Source organism: Thauera carbonicopians (genome assembly GCF_025699485.1).
Lineage (GTDB): Bacteria > Pseudomonadota > Gammaproteobacteria > Burkholderiales > Rhodocyclaceae > Thauera.
The window spans coordinates 160,670-176,119 of sequence record NZ_JANUXN010000001.1 but is presented as its reverse complement, the minus strand read 5'-3'; the positions used below and the strand labels follow the sequence as shown (position 1 = coordinate 176,119).

Here is a 15,450-nt window from a genome sequence, read left to right as displayed (position 1 = left end):
CCACAGACCACACCATGCACGATCTGAATGCCGATTTCATCCACTGCGCCCGACTCATCGCCCAGGCCGACGGGCTTCTCATCACGGCCGGCGCCGGCCTGGGCGTCGATTCCGGTCTGCCGGATTTCCGTGGCAACGAGGGCATGTGGCAAGCTTACCCCGCGCTCGGCAAAGCCCGCATGCACTTCCAGGAAATCGCCAACCCGGCCGCCTTTCGCCGCCGGCCCTGGCTCGCCTGGGGTTTCTACGGCCATCGGCTGGCCTTGTACCGGCAGACCCGCCCCGGCCCCGCGTTCACCATGCTGCGGGAGATTGCACAGCACCTGCCGCAAGGCGCTTTCGTATTCACCAGCAATGTGGACGGGCAGTTTCAGCAAGCGGGGTTCAGCGCCGATCGCATCGTCGAATGCCACGGCTCGATTCACCATCTGCAATGCATGGAACCTTGCAGCGCCGCGATCTGGCCCGCCGAGGGCTTCAGCCCGGAGATCGATGCCAAGGCCTGCGAACTGATCAACGCCCCGCCCCTGTGCCCCCGCTGCGGCACGATGGCGCGCCCGAACATCCTGATGTTCGGCGACTGGGGCTGGATCGAAAACCGTTCGGAGGCACAACACGCCCGACTGGATGCCTGGCGGTGCACGGTCGAACGCCTGGTCGTGATCGAGATCGGCGCCGGCACGACCATTCCTTCCGTCCGCCTGTTCGGCGAAAGACAGGGGGCGCCGCTCATCCGCATCAATCTGCGCGAAGCGGGCACCACATCAGGGAAGAAGGTATGCCTGTCACTGAGAGGCAGCGAGGCCATGAACGCCTTGCGCGAAGAAGGTTTTCCCCTCGCCTGAAAGAACCCGCGCCTGTCGCTCAGCTCCCGAACATCGGTTTTGCCTTGTTCGGCGACGGAAAAGCAAAAGCCCGGCTTGCCGGGCTTTTGAATTGCTGACTGGCAGCATGTCTGGTGGGTGCTGACGGGGTCGAATTTGGCTTTCAAAATATTGATTAAAAGCACCTTCTTCAATTCGAACTTTTACATACCCCATTAGTACCCCACACTACGCACCACTGGCGTGGGCGGTGACGCTGGTGCGCAGCAGATTTCCTCAACAACTCGTTGTAGTGTAGCTCGGTAGGCGATCCTGTGTTCTGGTCGCGCGGGGTAGAATCTATGCAGACGGAGGGAACGCCGGAGCGCTGGAAAAAGCGCTATACGCCGTGTCGCGCCGAGGACGCACAGCGTTTGAGCCCGCCCGAGAACATCAGGACCTGGGGGAGTTCTTGTTCCCAGAATTGCAGCCACTGCCATAGGGTACGACAGCGTATCGTGATGTCGGGCGGCAATGCGCTGGTCACCTGCCGCTCGGCCGTCAGGCGACGGCGAATGACAGCTTCTCCATCCTGCGAATTGGAACTACCGACCCTCAACAGCCGTTCGGCCTTTTCGCCCCAATGACCGGAGTGCAGCGGTTGCCGACTTTGGTTGCGGGTCGACGTACTCACGCTGATTGACACCAAGCGGTCCCTTGGTCAGCGCATGAGCGCAGCTCGTCGGTGCTCAACGCCACGTTTCCGGGCCTTGTGGCACGCCACATCCACCGTGATCGGGGATGCATTGATCCCGAGAACGCCGAGATGAACCTGCACGCGGTCGATACCGGTGAGCGCATCCTCTCGGCCTACGCCATCTATCCCGAGAAGCCTTGTGCGGGTTTTGGCGACAACTGCCTCTGGATCATGACCGAAGCCGCCCGGTCAGTGGCGACGATTCTGTTGCCCAACGAATACTGACCACACGGCTGTCGCCCGCACCCTCTCCGGGTTGCGGGTGGCATCGGCATGGCGACTTGTCAAAGGCGCGCAAGCGCCTGTTTGCGGACCGCTTCCGGCAAGCACAGGCAGCCCGCCACACGCTCATCGCCGATGACGCCGACTACCCATGCGATGTGATGCGGCAGCACACGCATCCGGGCACCGGTAAGGGCGTTGTGAAGCGCATCGGCAATGCCTCCTATGCCGAGTGCGCGCTCAACGCTGGCATGCTTGAGGAGATCCACCGTGCAGCCGAGCGGCACGGCCGTATATTGATCGGCAGCCAGACGGCGCGCCTTGCGCTCTTCGATGAGCGCATGCGCACCGATATCGGCGGCGTAGGCAATCGTGGCGGCTTCGCCGTCGTCGAGGGTCCCGCCGGACGCGCCGATCACCAGATTTTCGAATTGAATCAGGCCGTGTGACCTCAGCGTCACCACTTCGACCAAACCAGAGTCGATGAGCTGCGCCAGCCTGACTGCATCCTGACGGCCTTTCCGGAGGCCGCCTTTGATCTCGTCAACGACGACATCAACCACCGCAACGCGATGAGGCAACGCCTTGAGAAGCTTCTCAGCACAGCCCGTCGCGTTTATATTGATTACGACACTTGTATCCGCGATCAGGAGCGCGGGTTTCTCAGGCAAGGAGGGTGGGGGCGCCATCAGCCTCGTCCTCCTGCAGCTCGATGTCTTGCAGCATCTCACGGAGCTCGATGCGATCAAGATGGAGAAGCCGTGCAAGCTGCCCTTCACTCAATAGCGTGCGCCGATAGGCTTCGGCGGCCAGCAGATTGAGCCTCAGAGTGGTCGGCTTGTCTGCCTCTGCCTTTTGGTGGTCGGCCGTGCGCAGGTCGCCCAGCACCTGCTGCGCCTGCGCATCGGTGATGCCGCCGTTTGCCGCGAACCAGTCCCACGTACCCTTCCTGGTCAGACCCAGCTCTTCAAGCCGCCGGACCATAGCTTCGCGTGATACGCCGAAGAAGTGCGCCAGCACGATGATGTGGCGGCGCGTCAGATGCGTCGAGCCTGCAGTGATCTCTTGAAATTTCTGGCGCACGCCCCCTGCAGGCGTCAGGAAGGAACGGCCGAAGGCATTGGCGTAACGCTCTTCTCGGGAGTTCTCCGGCTCGTCCGCATGCAGGACCTCGGGCTCGTGCCGCACCGAAATGAAATGCCCCAGCTCGTGACCGCCCGTCTGGTTGCGGCGTTCGCGCGGATGATTGGCGTTGAGCAGGATGCATGCACCGAGCGTCTCATCGTAGACGAAGACGCCTGAGACCGATCCTTCGAAGCGCCGGACATACACCCGTATGCCAAGCTCCATCTCCAGCAGAGTGACGATGTCGGCGATGGGGGCGAAGCCCAAGCCTAGGCGTTGTCGTAGCTCCAGTGCATCCTGTTCGGCCTGCACTCGCACGTCACCGGGAAGGATCGGCCGCTCCGGCGGGTAATTGCGGGCGCGCTTTACGCCCAGTACGTTCTCCAGTTCCACTTCGGCGCGCGCCAGGTTGGCAAGCAGTTCGGTCGCCGCGGCAGCGGCAAAGTCTTTGGCGTCGAAAAGTTTACGGAAGCGGGGCACCAGATCGACATGCACGGCCTCGCGACGCAGGATGGCGTTGACGGACACGCCATACGTCTTGGCGAGCTGCTGCAGTTCATCGATCCGCACACGGCGCTGGCCTTGCTCGACGGCAACCAACGTCGTGCGCGCAACCGATATGGCATCAGCGGCTTGCTTTTGCGTCATGCGGACGGCTTCGCGGGCAAGGCGCAGGCGCTCGCCCACTTCGGCAGGTGACATCGCGCTTAGCGGGGATTCGGTCATGGCCGCCCCACCCAGTTCATCACGAAGGCCTCTGGTCCGAGGCTATCCAGAAAACTCATCCATTCACTCTCATGTTGATTTAGTAGGCGGTTCAGCGAAGCGCGGACCGTGTCTTCGGGAAGCGCACGGGAGTGGCTAAGCTGAGAAATAGTGAGGTCGATCATTCCCTTGTTCATCGGCGATTTTTGTAGCGTCGCCAGGTGGTCAAGGTGAAGCGTGCCCGCGATAGCGTATTCGCGCAGCGCCTTCGTGGTGTGTGCGAAACCGGGCGCTGCACCACCCTCAAACGTCTGTGCCGAGAGGTTCTCCCACACATACATCTCTGGCGCTTCGCTCAGGCCTGCGGCATGGACGCTCAAGCGCCTGAGCATGCAGGCCGCGCAGATGCCGCATTGGCGTCTGTGTCCGTCAACGGAGGATTGCCGGTTTTGCTGCCAGCATGACCAGGTCGTGCTCCACGCCCCCCCATCGGTGCACGCGCGCACGAAGGCGGCCAGCGTTTCGCCTTTGGTGTACCAGAGCCGGGGAAACTCAAACTGTACGCGGTAATTGAACAGCGCTTGAAGGAAGACTTCCATGCGGTCCATGAACGGCGGATAGCTGCGGTAGTCCTCGTAGCCCTGACCCACGGTTACGAGCACAGGTCCGAGCGAACCTTGACCGCTCTCCGTCACGATGATCCGCTTGGCCTTGACCAGATAGGCAGCGATGCCGCTTACCAACGAAAATTTGAAGCCGCGCGAGCGTGCGCTCGACTCTCTGAACACGCCGGTCTTGGGCTTCACCCGGTAGGGAATCGAGGTAAAGGGCTGCTTCACATCCGATGCGCCGGTGCCCGGCAGGAATTCCTTGGTGCCGAGCCGCACGCGTATCAGGCCGTCTCTCATTTCGCGGTGCATCAGGCCCGCGACGGCGCGAGAGTCCAGCCCTTCGCTGAAGGGGATCACAGCCTGCGCGTCGCTCGACAGATCAAAAGGAAACTGATGCGGCACATAGGCGGGAGCCTTGCGCGAAACAAAAGACATCTCCCACCGGTCCCCGGTGAGGAATTCAAGTGCGTCCTTGAGGCTAGTGCTTACGGCGGCAGCGCGCCAGCGGTCAGGATCGTGAACGGGAATGCAAAGCTCGAAGATCCGGCCCCAATGCTGGGTTTTGCGCCGCTGCATGCGATCACAGAACTCCACAGCCGCTGCGACGACCAGCGCGTCAAAGATGATCGGCTCCCACTGCGCCAAGCAGTAGCTTTCTAGATGCTCAGTCGTGAAGGTCAGGTCGCCGCCGATCTCGCAGGGCGTCCGGCCGCGCCGGGGGCGCTGGCCGGTCTCGACGACATCGACGCGCAAGGACGGGACTGCAGCCTTGTCATCATCAAGTTTCACAGCGCAACTCCTGCGTCAATGTCGTCATGCTTGCGGATGCCCCTCCCCAGTCGCGCGCGGGGCTCCAGTCCTGCACACTGGCGTGCGAGCGTCGTGATATCGGCACTGCCGATAGCGTCCGAGATACGGGTACGGACTTGCGCAGTCAGACGCGCGGATGCTTTGCGGCAGTAATGCTCTTCGATTTGGCGCACGGACCGTGCCGCGTACGACTCGAGCGCGCGCCTCGTCGCTTCCGTGAGGCCTGCTTCACCGGTGAGCCCCTCGGCGAGGACGGATGAGGCATGAGCAGCCAGCAGGCGGCCGAGCCCATAGCCCGCCGTGTCGGCGACTACAGCCTCGACGCGCGCAAGGCGCGTATCGGCGAAGAGCCCCGGTTCCTTCTCTAAAAACACGTCGCGAAGACCCTTGACGACGATGGCGGGGACTTCGTTGGTCCAGGTCGTCTTTAGGGCGTGGCTGGCCGCCGCGCTGGTATCAGCGCGATCGAAATTCACGTTCTCTGCAAACTCCGCCAATCGCTTCCATCCGCGCGACATGGGCAGGCTTCTGTAAGGGCCATCGCTCATCAGCACCTCCAATGTCAAAACTATGAAGCAAAATAACTGACAATGTCAAATGTGATTCTGCAGGCGTGGCAGCCCCGGCCCGGGAGGCGCTCCCAAACTTCTTGTGCCCTGCCCGGATGTCTTGCTACCCGAACGCCGCAGTACTGATGGCGACGAAGGAGGATCTGGAAGGCGATCGCCGGCGCGACCCTCGAGGGTATTTCCGTGGACATCGGCCACCGGCGGATCGTCAGCGCCGATGCCGTGGGCGACGCGCTGCGTAGCCTGGTGAAGTCCGCGAAGGAAGACCTGCGAACGGCAAGCCACCCGGTCGAACGGATCGTGGGCCGCTTCGGCGGCTTCGAGCTGGGCATCCGGGCCACCCGCGGCGGCGAGGTGCCGAATCTGTATCTGGCCGGAAACTGCCAGTATCACGCCGACCCTTACCAAACGAGGCCGGCGCTGGTCGCGGCGCTGGAACTGATGGGCAAGTCGCACGCCGATGCGGTGAAGTCGCAGGCGAACCGGCGCAAGCGCCTGGAAGACCTGCAACTGGAGCTGGCCCGGCCCTTTGAACACGAAGGCCGGCTCGCCGACCTGCTGGCCCGCCAGCGGGCGCTGGAGAAGGAACTCGATCTCGACCGAGACAAGGCGGGCAGCGGCCGAGCCGATATGGAAGAAACGAGGCGAGCCGCATGAGCGGATCCCCCATGGCCGAACGCCGTGGTTTTTTTTGTGCCAGAAGCGGCAGCGCGCTTCTCGTCGCCCCACCGTCTTGGGCGGGATGATCTTCAGTGCATTCAACTGCGCCGAACTCAGCCAGTCGCCTTCACCGAACACCTGCCGCAGCGTGCCCATGCGGTGCACGCGATCTTCGAGCAATTCGCTGCTCGGCTCGATCAGGCCCCGGCGCTCTCGGTCAGGCGTCCCGGCGTGCGTCGACCTAAGGCCACGGGGTCACTCGATGATGGGCGCCGGCTCGCGATCCTCGAACGCGGACTGCACGGCCTCGACGACGCGCAAGGCCAGGGCCTTGTCATGGAGCACCGCATACTCCTTCGCGAGCTTGCCCGAGATTCGCCATCCGTTCTCCTTGATCGACCGGATCATGCGCACGGCGTCCGGGTCCGGCATCTCCAGCACGTCCTTGATGCGCCGCTGCGCGAGCTCGAACCGCACCAGGACGCGAGCCTCGTCCGCCATCTCGTGCCGAATCGTGTGGGCGACGAGTTGGGCAGTATAGATCGCGTGCTCGGTGAGGTCCGGGTAGCGCCAGGCATGGTTGGCGTCGTCGTAGGCATCGAACACGAAATTTGACCGCACACCGTCTTCGTACGTGACCATCTCCCCGAATCGGTGCGCAGTGTCGTATCGCCGCATGAAGGGGCGCGAGAACACCTCCAGCACCCGGTCGTATCCGTGGCCGAACTCGCGCACGCCGGTGATGGTCGCCGACACGGGCAGGACCACACCGGCCGGAATGGCCTTGTCGCGCTGCAGCGTGTCGTTGATGAGGAAGCGGTGGATGCGTCCGTTGCCATCGCTCATCGGGTGGATGTAGACGAAACCGAACGCGATAGCGGCCGCCCGCGCCAGTACCTCCCGTCCGCGAGTCGCCTGCTCGAACGCCTTCAGACCGTCCAGCATTCCATCCAGCACCGAAAAGTGGGGGCCGATGTAGTGGACGATGTCGTCGCGAAGGGTTGCCTGGCCGACGAAGACCGGCGATCGGCGCGTGCCGAGCCGAAGCGCCGTCTCGCCGAGGATGCCCTTCTGCAGCACGGTGAGGCTGCCGATGCCGAGCGGCACTTCGAGCTTGCCGCAGTGCTCGGCCATGACGTGGGCAAAGCGCTTGATGCGGTCGGTCTTGTCTGCCTCGTGCTCGATCAGGAAGCTCGCCCGTGACTCCTTGAGCGTGAGCCACGCCGCGGCGCGCATCAGCACGTCCTCGCCGAACTGGCGATCCAGTTCCACGATCGCGCCGAACGGGTCGAACTGCAACGCTTGGCCGAGGGTCGGGGTGCGGCGGATGAGGGGGCAGAACGCAGGCGTACCCGGCAGGTTGTTGTTGATCCGCCAGCGCCGCTCCCGGACGGCCTCGGTGCGCGTCAGGTAGGCATCGGCGGACACCGCGTCGACATAGGTCCCGCCGGTCAGGTCCGGGACGTCCAGCCGGCGCCCGGTGAGCCACTCGTAGAAGAAGGCCGCACGGCGCGCGTACTGACCGAACGGTTCCGCCCTGCACCACCGTTCGAGCGGCTCCGGCCCGCAGGCGGTGAACAGCCGCGCAAAGAATTCGAGGTGGATCTCCTCGTACTTCAGGCCGAACTCGAAATGCCCGGCAAAGGTATCGGCCGGCCTGTAGACTCCCGGGTACTGGTTCTGGATGCGCTCCGGCGACTCCCGCATCGAACGGGTGGTGCCGATGGTGGACTCCACGCGCAGGGGCTGTACCAGGACGATGCCGAACTGGGCCTCCAAGGCCTTGAAACCGATCTGCATGTTACATAAATCCCCTTATGGTCATCAAAAAACGATGATGACCAGCCATGAGAAGAGAAAAATGATGACTGAAATGGTTACACAAATCCAATGAATGGCGAAGAAAAACGATGACGGAAAAGCCAGTCTTTCGAAAAATGATTAGAAGAACCTGGTGTCAAGGCGCCGCGGGGCTCCGATCCGCCCGGCCAGTGACGATGCCATAGCGAAAAACCTGGCCAGCGATCTGCTTGGCACGGTGGGCGGAGTCGATCGCGCCTCGCACCTTGATACGCCTGAGCGTGCTCAACAGCTCAGGCGCCATGATCTCCGCGATTGGTCGAGCGCCCGATCCTCTCGCCTTGCGTGCATCGGCAAGCGCTACGTCAGGATAGCCTCCCAGGGCAAGCGTCTTGCGCTTGCCGTCGTAACGGTAGTCCAAACGCCAGAGTTTTCCGTCTGTGGGCCGGATCAACAGGTACAATCCGCGCTCGTTCGCGAGCTTGTAAGCCTGCGTCGTTCAGAGGCATCTCAGCACCCCATAAAGCGGTATACCGTCAAAGATAGCGCCGCTTTTGACGGTATGAGGTGCCACGGCCTGATCCTGCCTGACATAATAAAAAACCCGCAAAGCCGTTAGCGATGCGGGTTTCTGGTACTTCTTGCCACCGTGTGACAATTGTTCTTGGTGGGTGCTGACGGGGTCGAACCGCCGACATTCGCCTTGTAAGGGCGACGCTCTACCAACTGAGCTAAGCACCCGCGCTGAAACCGCCTTTGGCAGGCGGCCCAGTAAAGCCCATCAGTTTACTGCATCTTTCAGGCCTTTGCCAGCACGGAATTTCGGGACTTTCGCTGCCTTGATCTTGATGTTCTTGCCGGTACGCGGATTGCGGCCGGTGCGCGCCGCCCGCTCACCGACATAAAACGAACCGAAACCCACCAGCGTGACGCTGTCGCCGCCCTTGAGGGCCTCCACCACCCCCGCGACGACTGCATCCAGGGCTCGGCCTGCCGTGGCTTTGGAGATTTCGGCCTGTGCTGCGATGACGTCGATCAGTTCTGATTTGTTCACTTGAATCCCTCCGAAAGTGCACTGCGATGGGATGACGCTCACTGCTTATCCGCGTCGGTACGGATGTCCGGTACGGCCTGCTGTCCCGCCGATTCCGGTTTTTATAGCGCGCGCACTTCGGCGGGTCAACGCGTGATACACCACATGACAAAGCCGCAGCGTGCATGACACACGCTACGGCTTTGTCTGGGTGGATGCCAGGAACTACGCCCGGTGGATCTGCCGGAACTCAGTGCGGCCGCTGAGCCGCGCTGACCCCGTCCGGATCCGAGGCCGCCACCGGTGTCGCCACCTTTTCGGGCAGCGGCTCCGGACGCCGTTCCAGCGCACGCTCCAGCACCTGGTCGATCCACTTGACCGGCACGATCTCCAGAGCGTTCTTGATGTTCTCCGGAATCTCCGCCAGATCCTTGACGTTCTCTTCCGGAATCAGCGCCATGCGGATGCCGCCGCGCACTGCGGCCAGCAGCTTCTCCTTGAGGCCGCCGATCGGCAGCACTTCGCCGCGCAGCGTGATTTCGCCGGTCATCGCCACGTCGCAGCGCACCGGGATACCGGTCAGCACCGACACCAGCGCGGTACTGATCGCAATGCCGGCGGACGGACCGTCCTTCGGGATCGCGCCTTCCGGCAGGTGGATGTGCATGTCGCTCTTCTGGTGGAAGTCCTCGTCGATGCCGAGCGAGCGGGCTCGCTTGCGCACCACCGATAGCGCCGCCTGGATGGACTCCTGCATCACTTCGCCGAGCTTGCCGGTATTCAGCACCTTGCCCTTGCCGGGCAGCTGCACCGCTTCGACGGTCAGCAGTTCGCCACCGACTTCGGTCCATGCCAGACCGGTGACCTGGCCGATCTGGTTCTGCTTCTCGGCGATGCCGAAGCTGTACTTGCGCACGCCGAGGAACTTGTCGAGGTTCTTGGCGTTGACGACGATCTTGCTGCTGCGGCTTTCGAGCACGAGCTGCTTGACCACCTTGCGGCAGATCTTCGAGATCTCGCGCTCCAGGCTGCGCACGCCGGCTTCGCGGGTGTAGTAGCGCACCACGTCGCGCAGGGCTTCCTCGGTGACCGAGATTTCTTCCTGCTTGAGGCCGTTGTTCTTGATCTGCTTGGGCAGCAGATAGCGCTGGGCGATGTTGACCTTCTCGTCCTCGGTGTAGCCGGACAGGCGGATCACTTCCATGCGGTCGAGCAGTGCCGGCGGCAGGTTCAGCGTATTGGCGGTGGCCACGAACATCACATCGGAGAGGTCGAAATCGACTTCGATGTAATGGTCCTGGAAAGTGTGGTTCTGCTCCGGATCGAGCACTTCGAGCAATGCCGAACTCGGGTCGCCGCGGAAGTCCATGCCGAGCTTGTCGACTTCGTCGAGCAGGAACAGCGGGTTCTTGACGCCGACCTTGCTCATGTTCTGCAGGATCTTGCCCGGCATCGAGCCGATGTAGGTGCGGCGATGGCCGCGGATCTCGGCTTCGTCGCGCACGCCGCCGAGCGCCATGCGGATGAACTTGCGGTTGGTGGCCTTGGCGATCGACTGGCCGAGCGAGGTCTTGCCCACGCCCGGGGGGCCGACCAGGCACAGGATCGGCGCCTTGACCTTGTCCACGCGCTGCTGTACGGCAAGGTATTCGAGGATCCGTTCCTTGACCCGCTCCAGGCCGTAGTGGTCCTTGTCGAGCACCTTCTCGGCCTCGGCCAGATCCTTGCTGACGCGGGACTTCTTCTTCCACGGCAGGCCGATCAGGGTGTCGATGTAGTTGCGCACGACGGTGGCTTCGGCCGACATCGGCGACATCAGGCGCAGCTTCTTGAACTCGGACTGGGCCTTGGCGAGCGCCTCCTTGGGCATGCCGGCGGACTTGATCTTCTTGTCCATTTCCTCGAGGTCGGCGCCCTCTTCGCCTTCGCCGAGCTCCTTCTGGATGGCCTTGACCTGTTCGTTCAGGTAGTACTCGCGCTGGCTCTTCTCCATCTGGCGCTTGACGCGGCCACGGATACGCTTTTCGACCTGCAGGATGTCGAGTTCGGCTTCGAGCTGGTTCAGCAGCTTTTCGAGGCGCTCGCCGGTGTCGAACATCTCGAGCACCTCCTGCTTCTGCTCAAGCTTGAGCGGCAGGTGGGCGGCGATGGTGTCGGCCAGGCGACCGGCTTCCTCGATGCCGGCCAGCGAGGTCAGGATCTCGGGTGGGATCTTCTTGTTCAGTTTGACGTACTGGTCGAACTGGGCAACGATCGCTCGGCGCATGGCCTCGACTTCGTTGGTGTCGACCTCGGTCACCTTCACCGGCGTCACCTTGGCGACGAACAGGTGGCGCAGATCTTCGACCGAGTCCACCCGCGCACGGCGCACGCCCTCGACCAGCACCTTGATGGTGCCGTCGGGCAGCTTCAGCATCTGCAGGATGTTGGCGATGCAGCCGATGGAATAGAGATCTTCGATCGAGGGCTCGTCCTTGGCCGCCGACTTCTGCGCGACGAGCAGGATGCTCTTGCCGGCTTCCATCGCGCTTTCGAGCGCCTTGATCGACTTGGGCCGTCCGACGAACAGCGGGATGACCATGTGCGGAAACACCACCACGTCGCGCAGCGGCAGCAGCGGCATTTCCAGTTGTCCGTTGGGGAGTTCAGCGGAACCCGACATTTTAATTTTCCTTATGAGAAAGGTCATACCCATGTATGGGCATGACCTGGAAATTCAAGCGACGGGTACGACCCACGGCTGGACGACGATCACACGAGTCCGCTTCGCCGGTCTCAGTTGGCACCCGACACTTTCGGCTGCTCGGCGTAGATCAGCAGCGGCTTGCCGCCTTCCTCGATGGTCGCCTCATCGACAACCACCTTTTCGACACCGTTCAAGGTCGGCAGGTCGTACATGATGTCGAGCAGCGAGGCTTCGAGGATGGAGCGCAGGCCGCGTGCCCCCGTCTTGCGCCGGATCGCCTTACGGGCAACCGCATGCAGTGCCGCAGGACGAATCTCGAGTTCGACGCCTTCCATCGAAAACAGTTTCTGGTACTGCTTGACCAGTGCATTCTTGGGCTCGACCAGAATCTGGATCAGCGCGGCCTCGTCGAGTTCCTGCAGTGTGGCGACGACCGGCAGGCGGCCGATCAGTTCGGGGATCAGGCCGAACTTGATCAGATCCTCGGGTTCGACCTGGCGGAAGGTGTCGGTGAGGTTCTTGCCTTCCTTGCTCTTGACCTCGGCGCCGAAGCCGATGCCGACCTTTTCGGTACGGTTGCGGATGACCTTTTCCAGGCCGTCGAAGGCGCCGCCGCAGATGAACAGCACGTTGGTGGTGTCGATCTGGATGAAGTCCTGGTTCGGGTGCTTGCGCCCGCCCTGTGGCGGGATCGAGGCCACCGTGCCTTCGACCAGCTTCAGCAGCGCCTGCTGCACGCCCTCGCCCGACACATCGCGGGTGATCGAGGGGTTGTCGGCCTTGCGCGAGATCTTGTCGATCTCGTCGATGTAGATGATGCCCTGCTGCGCCTTGTCGACGTCGTAGTCGCACTTCTGCAGCAGCTTCTGGATGATGTTCTCGACGTCCTCGCCGACGTAGCCGGCTTCGGTCAGCGTCGTCGCATCGGCCATCACGAAGGGCACGTCGAGCAGGCGCGCCAGCGTCTGCGCCAGCAGCGTCTTGCCCGAGCCGGTGGGCCCGATCAGCAGGATGTTGCTCTTGGCGAGCTCGACGTCGTCTTCCCGCGCCTCGATGTGGCGCAGGCGCTTGTAGTGGTTGTACACCGCCACCGCAAGATTGCGCTTGGCCTGTCCCTGGCCGATCACGTACTGGTCGAGGATCTCGCAGATTTCGCGCGGCGTGGGCAGCGCGCCCTTGGTGCCTTCCGGGTCTGCGGCGCCAACGACCTCGTCACGGATGATGTCGTTGCACAGTTCGATGCATTCGTCGCAGATGAAGACCGAAGGGCCGGCGATCAGCTTGCGCACCTCGTGCTGGCTCTTGCCGCAGAAGGAGCAGTACAGCAGCTTGTCGCCGCCAGCCTTCTTGTCCGTCATGTCGGGGGTTCTCCTGAATCAGGTGTCGTCGCGGCTGGTCAGTATCTTGTCCACCAGGCCGTACTCGACCGCCGCCGCGGCTGACATGAAGTTGTCGCGGTCGGTGTCCTTCTCGATGCGTTCGAGCGGCTGGCCGGTGTGCTTCGACAGCATCTCGTTCAGGCGCGAACGCAGGTAGAGGATTTCGCGGGCGTGGATCTCGATGTCCGAGGCCTGGCCCTGGAAGCCGCCCAGCGGCTGGTGGATCATGACGCGCGAGTTGGGCAGGATGAAGCGCTTGCCCTTCTCGCCCGCCGCCAGCAGGAAGGCACCCATGCTCGCCGCCTGGCCGATGCACAGCGTGCTGACGTTCGGCTTGATGAACTGCATGGTGTCGTAGATCGCCATGCCGGCGGTGACCGAGCCGCCGGGCGAGTTGATGTAGAACGAGATGTCCTTGTCCGGATTCTCGGATTCGAGGAACAGCAACTGGGCGACGATCAGGTTGGCGGTCACGTCATTGACGGGCCCGACCAGGAACACCACCCGCTCCTTCAGAAGGCGCGAATAGATGTCGTAGGCGCGCTCGCCGCGACCGCTCTGTTCGACCACCATCGGGACCAGGCCGAGGCCGACCGGGTTCCAGTCGCTGCTGTGCTGGGGTGTTCCTTGCATCATTGGTCAGACCCTTTGCGGACTCAGGCCGCGTTGCCCATCAGTTCGTCGAAAGTCACGTCCTTGTCGGTGGTCTGGGCCTTCTCGCTGACCCAGGCGACGACATTGTCCTCGATCACCACGGCCTCTGCCTGGGCCAGGCGCTCGGGTTGGGCGTAGTACCAGCGCACCAGTTCGGACGGATCCTCGTAGCTCTGCGCCATTTCCTCGACCAGCGTGCGGATCTGCTCGGGCTTGGCGTGCAGCTCGTTGGCCTTGACCAGCTCGGCCATGATCAGGCCCAGGCGGACGCGGCGCTCGGCCTGCTCGGTGAACCACGACGGATCGACCGGGATGTCCTTGGTCTTCATGCCGCGCATCTCCAGATCGCGGCGGGCATTCTCGGCCAGTTGCTGCGACTCGCCCTGCACCAGCGCCTTCGGCACTTCGATCGGGGTCACGGCGATCAGCGCGTTCATCACCTGTTCCTTGACCTTGGCCTGGATGCGGCGCTTGACCTCGCGCTCGAGGTTGCCCTTCACTTCCTCGCGCAGCTTGGCGACGTCACCGTCGGCCACGCCCAGCGAACGGGCGAAGTCGGCATCGATCTCCGGCAGCACCGGGCCTTCGACCTGCTTGACCTTGATCTCGAACTGGACGGTCTTGCCGGCCAGTTCGGCAGCATGGTAGTCGTCCGGGAAGGTCATGTCGAAAGTCTTGCTCTCGCCCGCCGTCAGGCCGGTCACCGCGGTCTCGAAGTCCTTCAGCATCGCGCCGGCGCCGATCACGAAGGGGAAGTCCTCGGCCTGGCCGCCCTGGAACACTTCGCCGTCCTTGCGGCCGGTGAAGTCGATCACGACACGGTCGCCTTCGGCAGCGGCACGATCGGCCGCGGTGAAGGAGGTGCGCTGCTTGCGCAGCACGTCGAGCGTCTTGTCGACTTCGGCATCGCCGACCACCAGGGTCGGACGTTCGATCTGCTGGCCGGCGAGATCACCGATGGCGACTTCCGGGTAAATCTCGAACACGGCACTGAATTCCAGCGTGCCTTCAGTGGCAGCGTCCTTGGGCTCGATGTTCGGGTAGCCGGCCACGCGCAGGTTCTGCTCGCGCACCTTGTCGCCGAAAGCCTTCTCGACCGCCGCGCCGACCGCTTCGCCGCGGGCCTGGCCGCCGTGCGTCTGGGCGACGATCTTCATCGGCACCTTGCCCGGGCGGAACCCCGGCATCTTCACCGTACGCGCCATGCGCTTGAGGCGGGCATCCACCTCTTTCTCGATGTCCGCCAGCGAAACGGCGATGTCGATACGGCGCTCGAGTGCGCTCGGGGTTACCTGGTTCTGCTCCATTGGGTCGATCCTGAGAAGTCAAAAAAACCGTTCTCGCCGGCGTCGGCATGCATCTTCGACAAGGACGCACGCACACATCGCCAGCGCAAACGCGTTGAACGAAGAGCGGGATTCTAGCACAGCGCCCGCGTCACGCTTGGGGACTGGATGAGACCGTGATGCCATGCACGAAAACGCCGCTGGCAGGTGCCCGGGCGCGGAACTCGCACCCGCGCGGAGCCTCTGATGCTACAGAGCCGGCATCCGCGCAGGCGCGCGTCCGCGCTCACCGTCATACGACTGGATGCAGGTGGCAGGACACAGGTCGCGTATCATCATCAGGCACGCAC

Annotated in this window: 13 protein-coding genes, 1 tRNA gene and 1 pseudogene; 3 read left to right on the top strand and 12 right to left on the bottom strand. The window is 63.0% G+C overall.

The window, feature by feature from the left end:
- Window positions 1–14: 14 nt before the first annotated feature.
- Entirely contained in the window at window positions 15–845 is an 831-nt protein-coding gene (locus tag NX068_RS00835) for an SIR2 family NAD-dependent protein deacylase (protein ID WP_263459723.1), read from the top strand.
- Window positions 846–1,548: 703 nt separating this feature from the next.
- A complete protein-coding gene (locus tag NX068_RS00830; RefSeq protein WP_263459391.1) occupies window positions 1,549–1,785 on the top strand; it encodes a hypothetical protein in 237 nt (78 codons plus the stop codon).
- 59 nt (window positions 1,786–1,844) lie between these two features.
- Here NX068_RS00830 and NX068_RS00825 read toward each other — a convergent pair whose 3' ends face one another.
- From NX068_RS00825 to NX068_RS00810, 4 genes are read right to left on the bottom strand one after another with little or no spacing between them, the layout of a single operon-like run.
- Window positions 1,845–2,471: a PIN domain-containing protein gene (locus tag NX068_RS00825; RefSeq protein WP_263459390.1), complete on the bottom strand. Its 627-nt coding sequence runs from the start codon at window positions 2,469–2,471 to the stop codon at window positions 1,845–1,847.
- Entirely contained in the window at window positions 2,446–3,633 is a 1,188-nt protein-coding gene (locus tag NX068_RS00820; RefSeq protein WP_263459389.1) for an XRE family transcriptional regulator, read from the bottom strand. Before NX068_RS00820 ends, NX068_RS00825 begins: the two co-directional genes overlap by 26 nt.
- Window positions 3,630–5,012, bottom strand: coding sequence for a 7-cyano-7-deazaguanine synthase (locus tag NX068_RS00815; RefSeq protein ID WP_263459388.1), 1,383 nt, complete (start codon window positions 5,010–5,012; stop codon window positions 3,630–3,632). The genes NX068_RS00820 and NX068_RS00815 overlap by 4 nt, the downstream gene beginning before the upstream one ends.
- Window positions 5,009–5,581 carry a hypothetical protein gene (locus tag NX068_RS00810; protein ID WP_263459387.1) on the bottom strand — a complete coding sequence of 191 codons (573 nt, stop codon included), beginning with the start codon at window positions 5,579–5,581 and terminating at the stop codon, window positions 5,009–5,011. Before NX068_RS00810 ends, NX068_RS00815 begins: the two co-directional genes overlap by 4 nt.
- Before the next feature lie 204 nt (window positions 5,582–5,785).
- On the opposite strand from NX068_RS00810, the gene NX068_RS00805 reads away from it, so the two are divergent.
- Window positions 5,786–6,259 (top strand): hypothetical protein, encoded by a 474-nt coding sequence (locus tag NX068_RS00805; protein ID WP_263459386.1) that lies wholly within the window; start codon window positions 5,786–5,788, stop codon window positions 6,257–6,259.
- Between the two features lie 258 nt (window positions 6,260–6,517).
- Here NX068_RS00805 and NX068_RS00800 read toward each other — a convergent pair whose 3' ends face one another.
- The 8 genes and pseudogenes from NX068_RS00800 to tig all read right to left on the bottom strand — a co-directional run bounded on the left by NX068_RS00800 (window position 6,518) and on the right by tig (window position 15,121).
- Window positions 6,518–8,062, bottom strand: coding sequence for a Fic family protein (locus tag NX068_RS00800; RefSeq protein WP_263459385.1), 1,545 nt, complete (start codon window positions 8,060–8,062; stop codon window positions 6,518–6,520).
- A gap of 157 nt (window positions 8,063–8,219) precedes the next feature.
- Window positions 8,220–8,534 (bottom strand): annotated as a pseudogene (locus NX068_RS00795) (phage integrase central domain-containing protein); the annotation flags it as partial.
- A 193-nt stretch (window positions 8,535–8,727) separates the two neighbouring features.
- A tRNA-Val gene (locus NX068_RS00790) sits at window positions 8,728–8,803 on the bottom strand.
- Window positions 8,804–8,843: 40 nt separating this feature from the next.
- Window positions 8,844–9,116, bottom strand: a complete 273-nt coding sequence (locus NX068_RS00785) for an HU family DNA-binding protein (RefSeq protein WP_263459383.1) — start codon at window positions 9,114–9,116, stop codon at window positions 8,844–8,846.
- Between the two features lie 229 nt (window positions 9,117–9,345).
- On the bottom strand, window positions 9,346–11,757 hold the full coding sequence (gene lon / locus NX068_RS00780; RefSeq protein WP_263459382.1) for an endopeptidase La: 2,412 nt from the start codon (window positions 11,755–11,757) through the stop codon (window positions 9,346–9,348).
- 113 nt (window positions 11,758–11,870) lie between these two features.
- On the bottom strand, window positions 11,871–13,139 hold the full coding sequence (gene clpX / locus NX068_RS00775; protein ID WP_263459381.1) for an ATP-dependent Clp protease ATP-binding subunit ClpX: 1,269 nt from the start codon (window positions 13,137–13,139) through the stop codon (window positions 11,871–11,873).
- A gap of 18 nt (window positions 13,140–13,157) precedes the next feature.
- Complete coding sequence (gene clpP, locus NX068_RS00770) at window positions 13,158–13,796, bottom strand: ATP-dependent Clp endopeptidase proteolytic subunit ClpP (protein WP_068635121.1); 639 nt, start codon at window positions 13,794–13,796, stop codon at window positions 13,158–13,160.
- 20 nt (window positions 13,797–13,816) lie between these two features.
- Window positions 13,817–15,121, bottom strand: a complete 1,305-nt coding sequence (gene tig / locus NX068_RS00765) for a trigger factor (RefSeq protein ID WP_263459380.1) — start codon at window positions 15,119–15,121, stop codon at window positions 13,817–13,819.
- Window positions 15,122–15,450: the final 329 nt, after the last annotated feature.

What these genes read in the sequence shown, in the direction of transcription:
- NX068_RS00835 (WP_263459723.1), top strand. Translation starts at nt 15, where the DNA reads ATGCACGATCTGAATGCCGATTTCATCCACTGCGCCCGACTCATCGCC.
- NX068_RS00825 (WP_263459390.1), bottom strand. Translation starts at nt 2,471, where the DNA reads ATGGCGCCCCCACCCTCCTTGCCTGAGAAACCCGCGCTCCTGATCGCG.
- NX068_RS00820 (WP_263459389.1), bottom strand. Translation starts at nt 3,633, where the DNA reads ATGACCGAATCCCCGCTAAGCGCGATGTCACCTGCCGAAGTGGGCGAG.
- NX068_RS00810 (WP_263459387.1), bottom strand. Translation starts at nt 5,581, where the DNA reads ATGAGCGATGGCCCTTACAGAAGCCTGCCCATGTCGCGCGGATGGAAG.
- NX068_RS00800 (WP_263459385.1), bottom strand. Translation starts at nt 8,062, where the DNA reads ATGCAGATCGGTTTCAAGGCCTTGGAGGCCCAGTTCGGCATCGTCCTG.
- lon (WP_263459382.1), bottom strand. Translation starts at nt 11,757, where the DNA reads ATGTCGGGTTCCGCTGAACTCCCCAACGGACAACTGGAAATGCCGCTG.
- clpX (WP_263459381.1), bottom strand. Translation starts at nt 13,139, where the DNA reads ATGACGGACAAGAAGGCTGGCGGCGACAAGCTGCTGTACTGCTCCTTC.
- clpP (WP_068635121.1), bottom strand. Translation starts at nt 13,796, where the DNA reads ATGATGCAAGGAACACCCCAGCACAGCAGCGACTGGAACCCGGTCGGC.
- tig (WP_263459380.1), bottom strand. Translation starts at nt 15,121, where the DNA reads ATGGAGCAGAACCAGGTAACCCCGAGCGCACTCGAGCGCCGTATCGAC.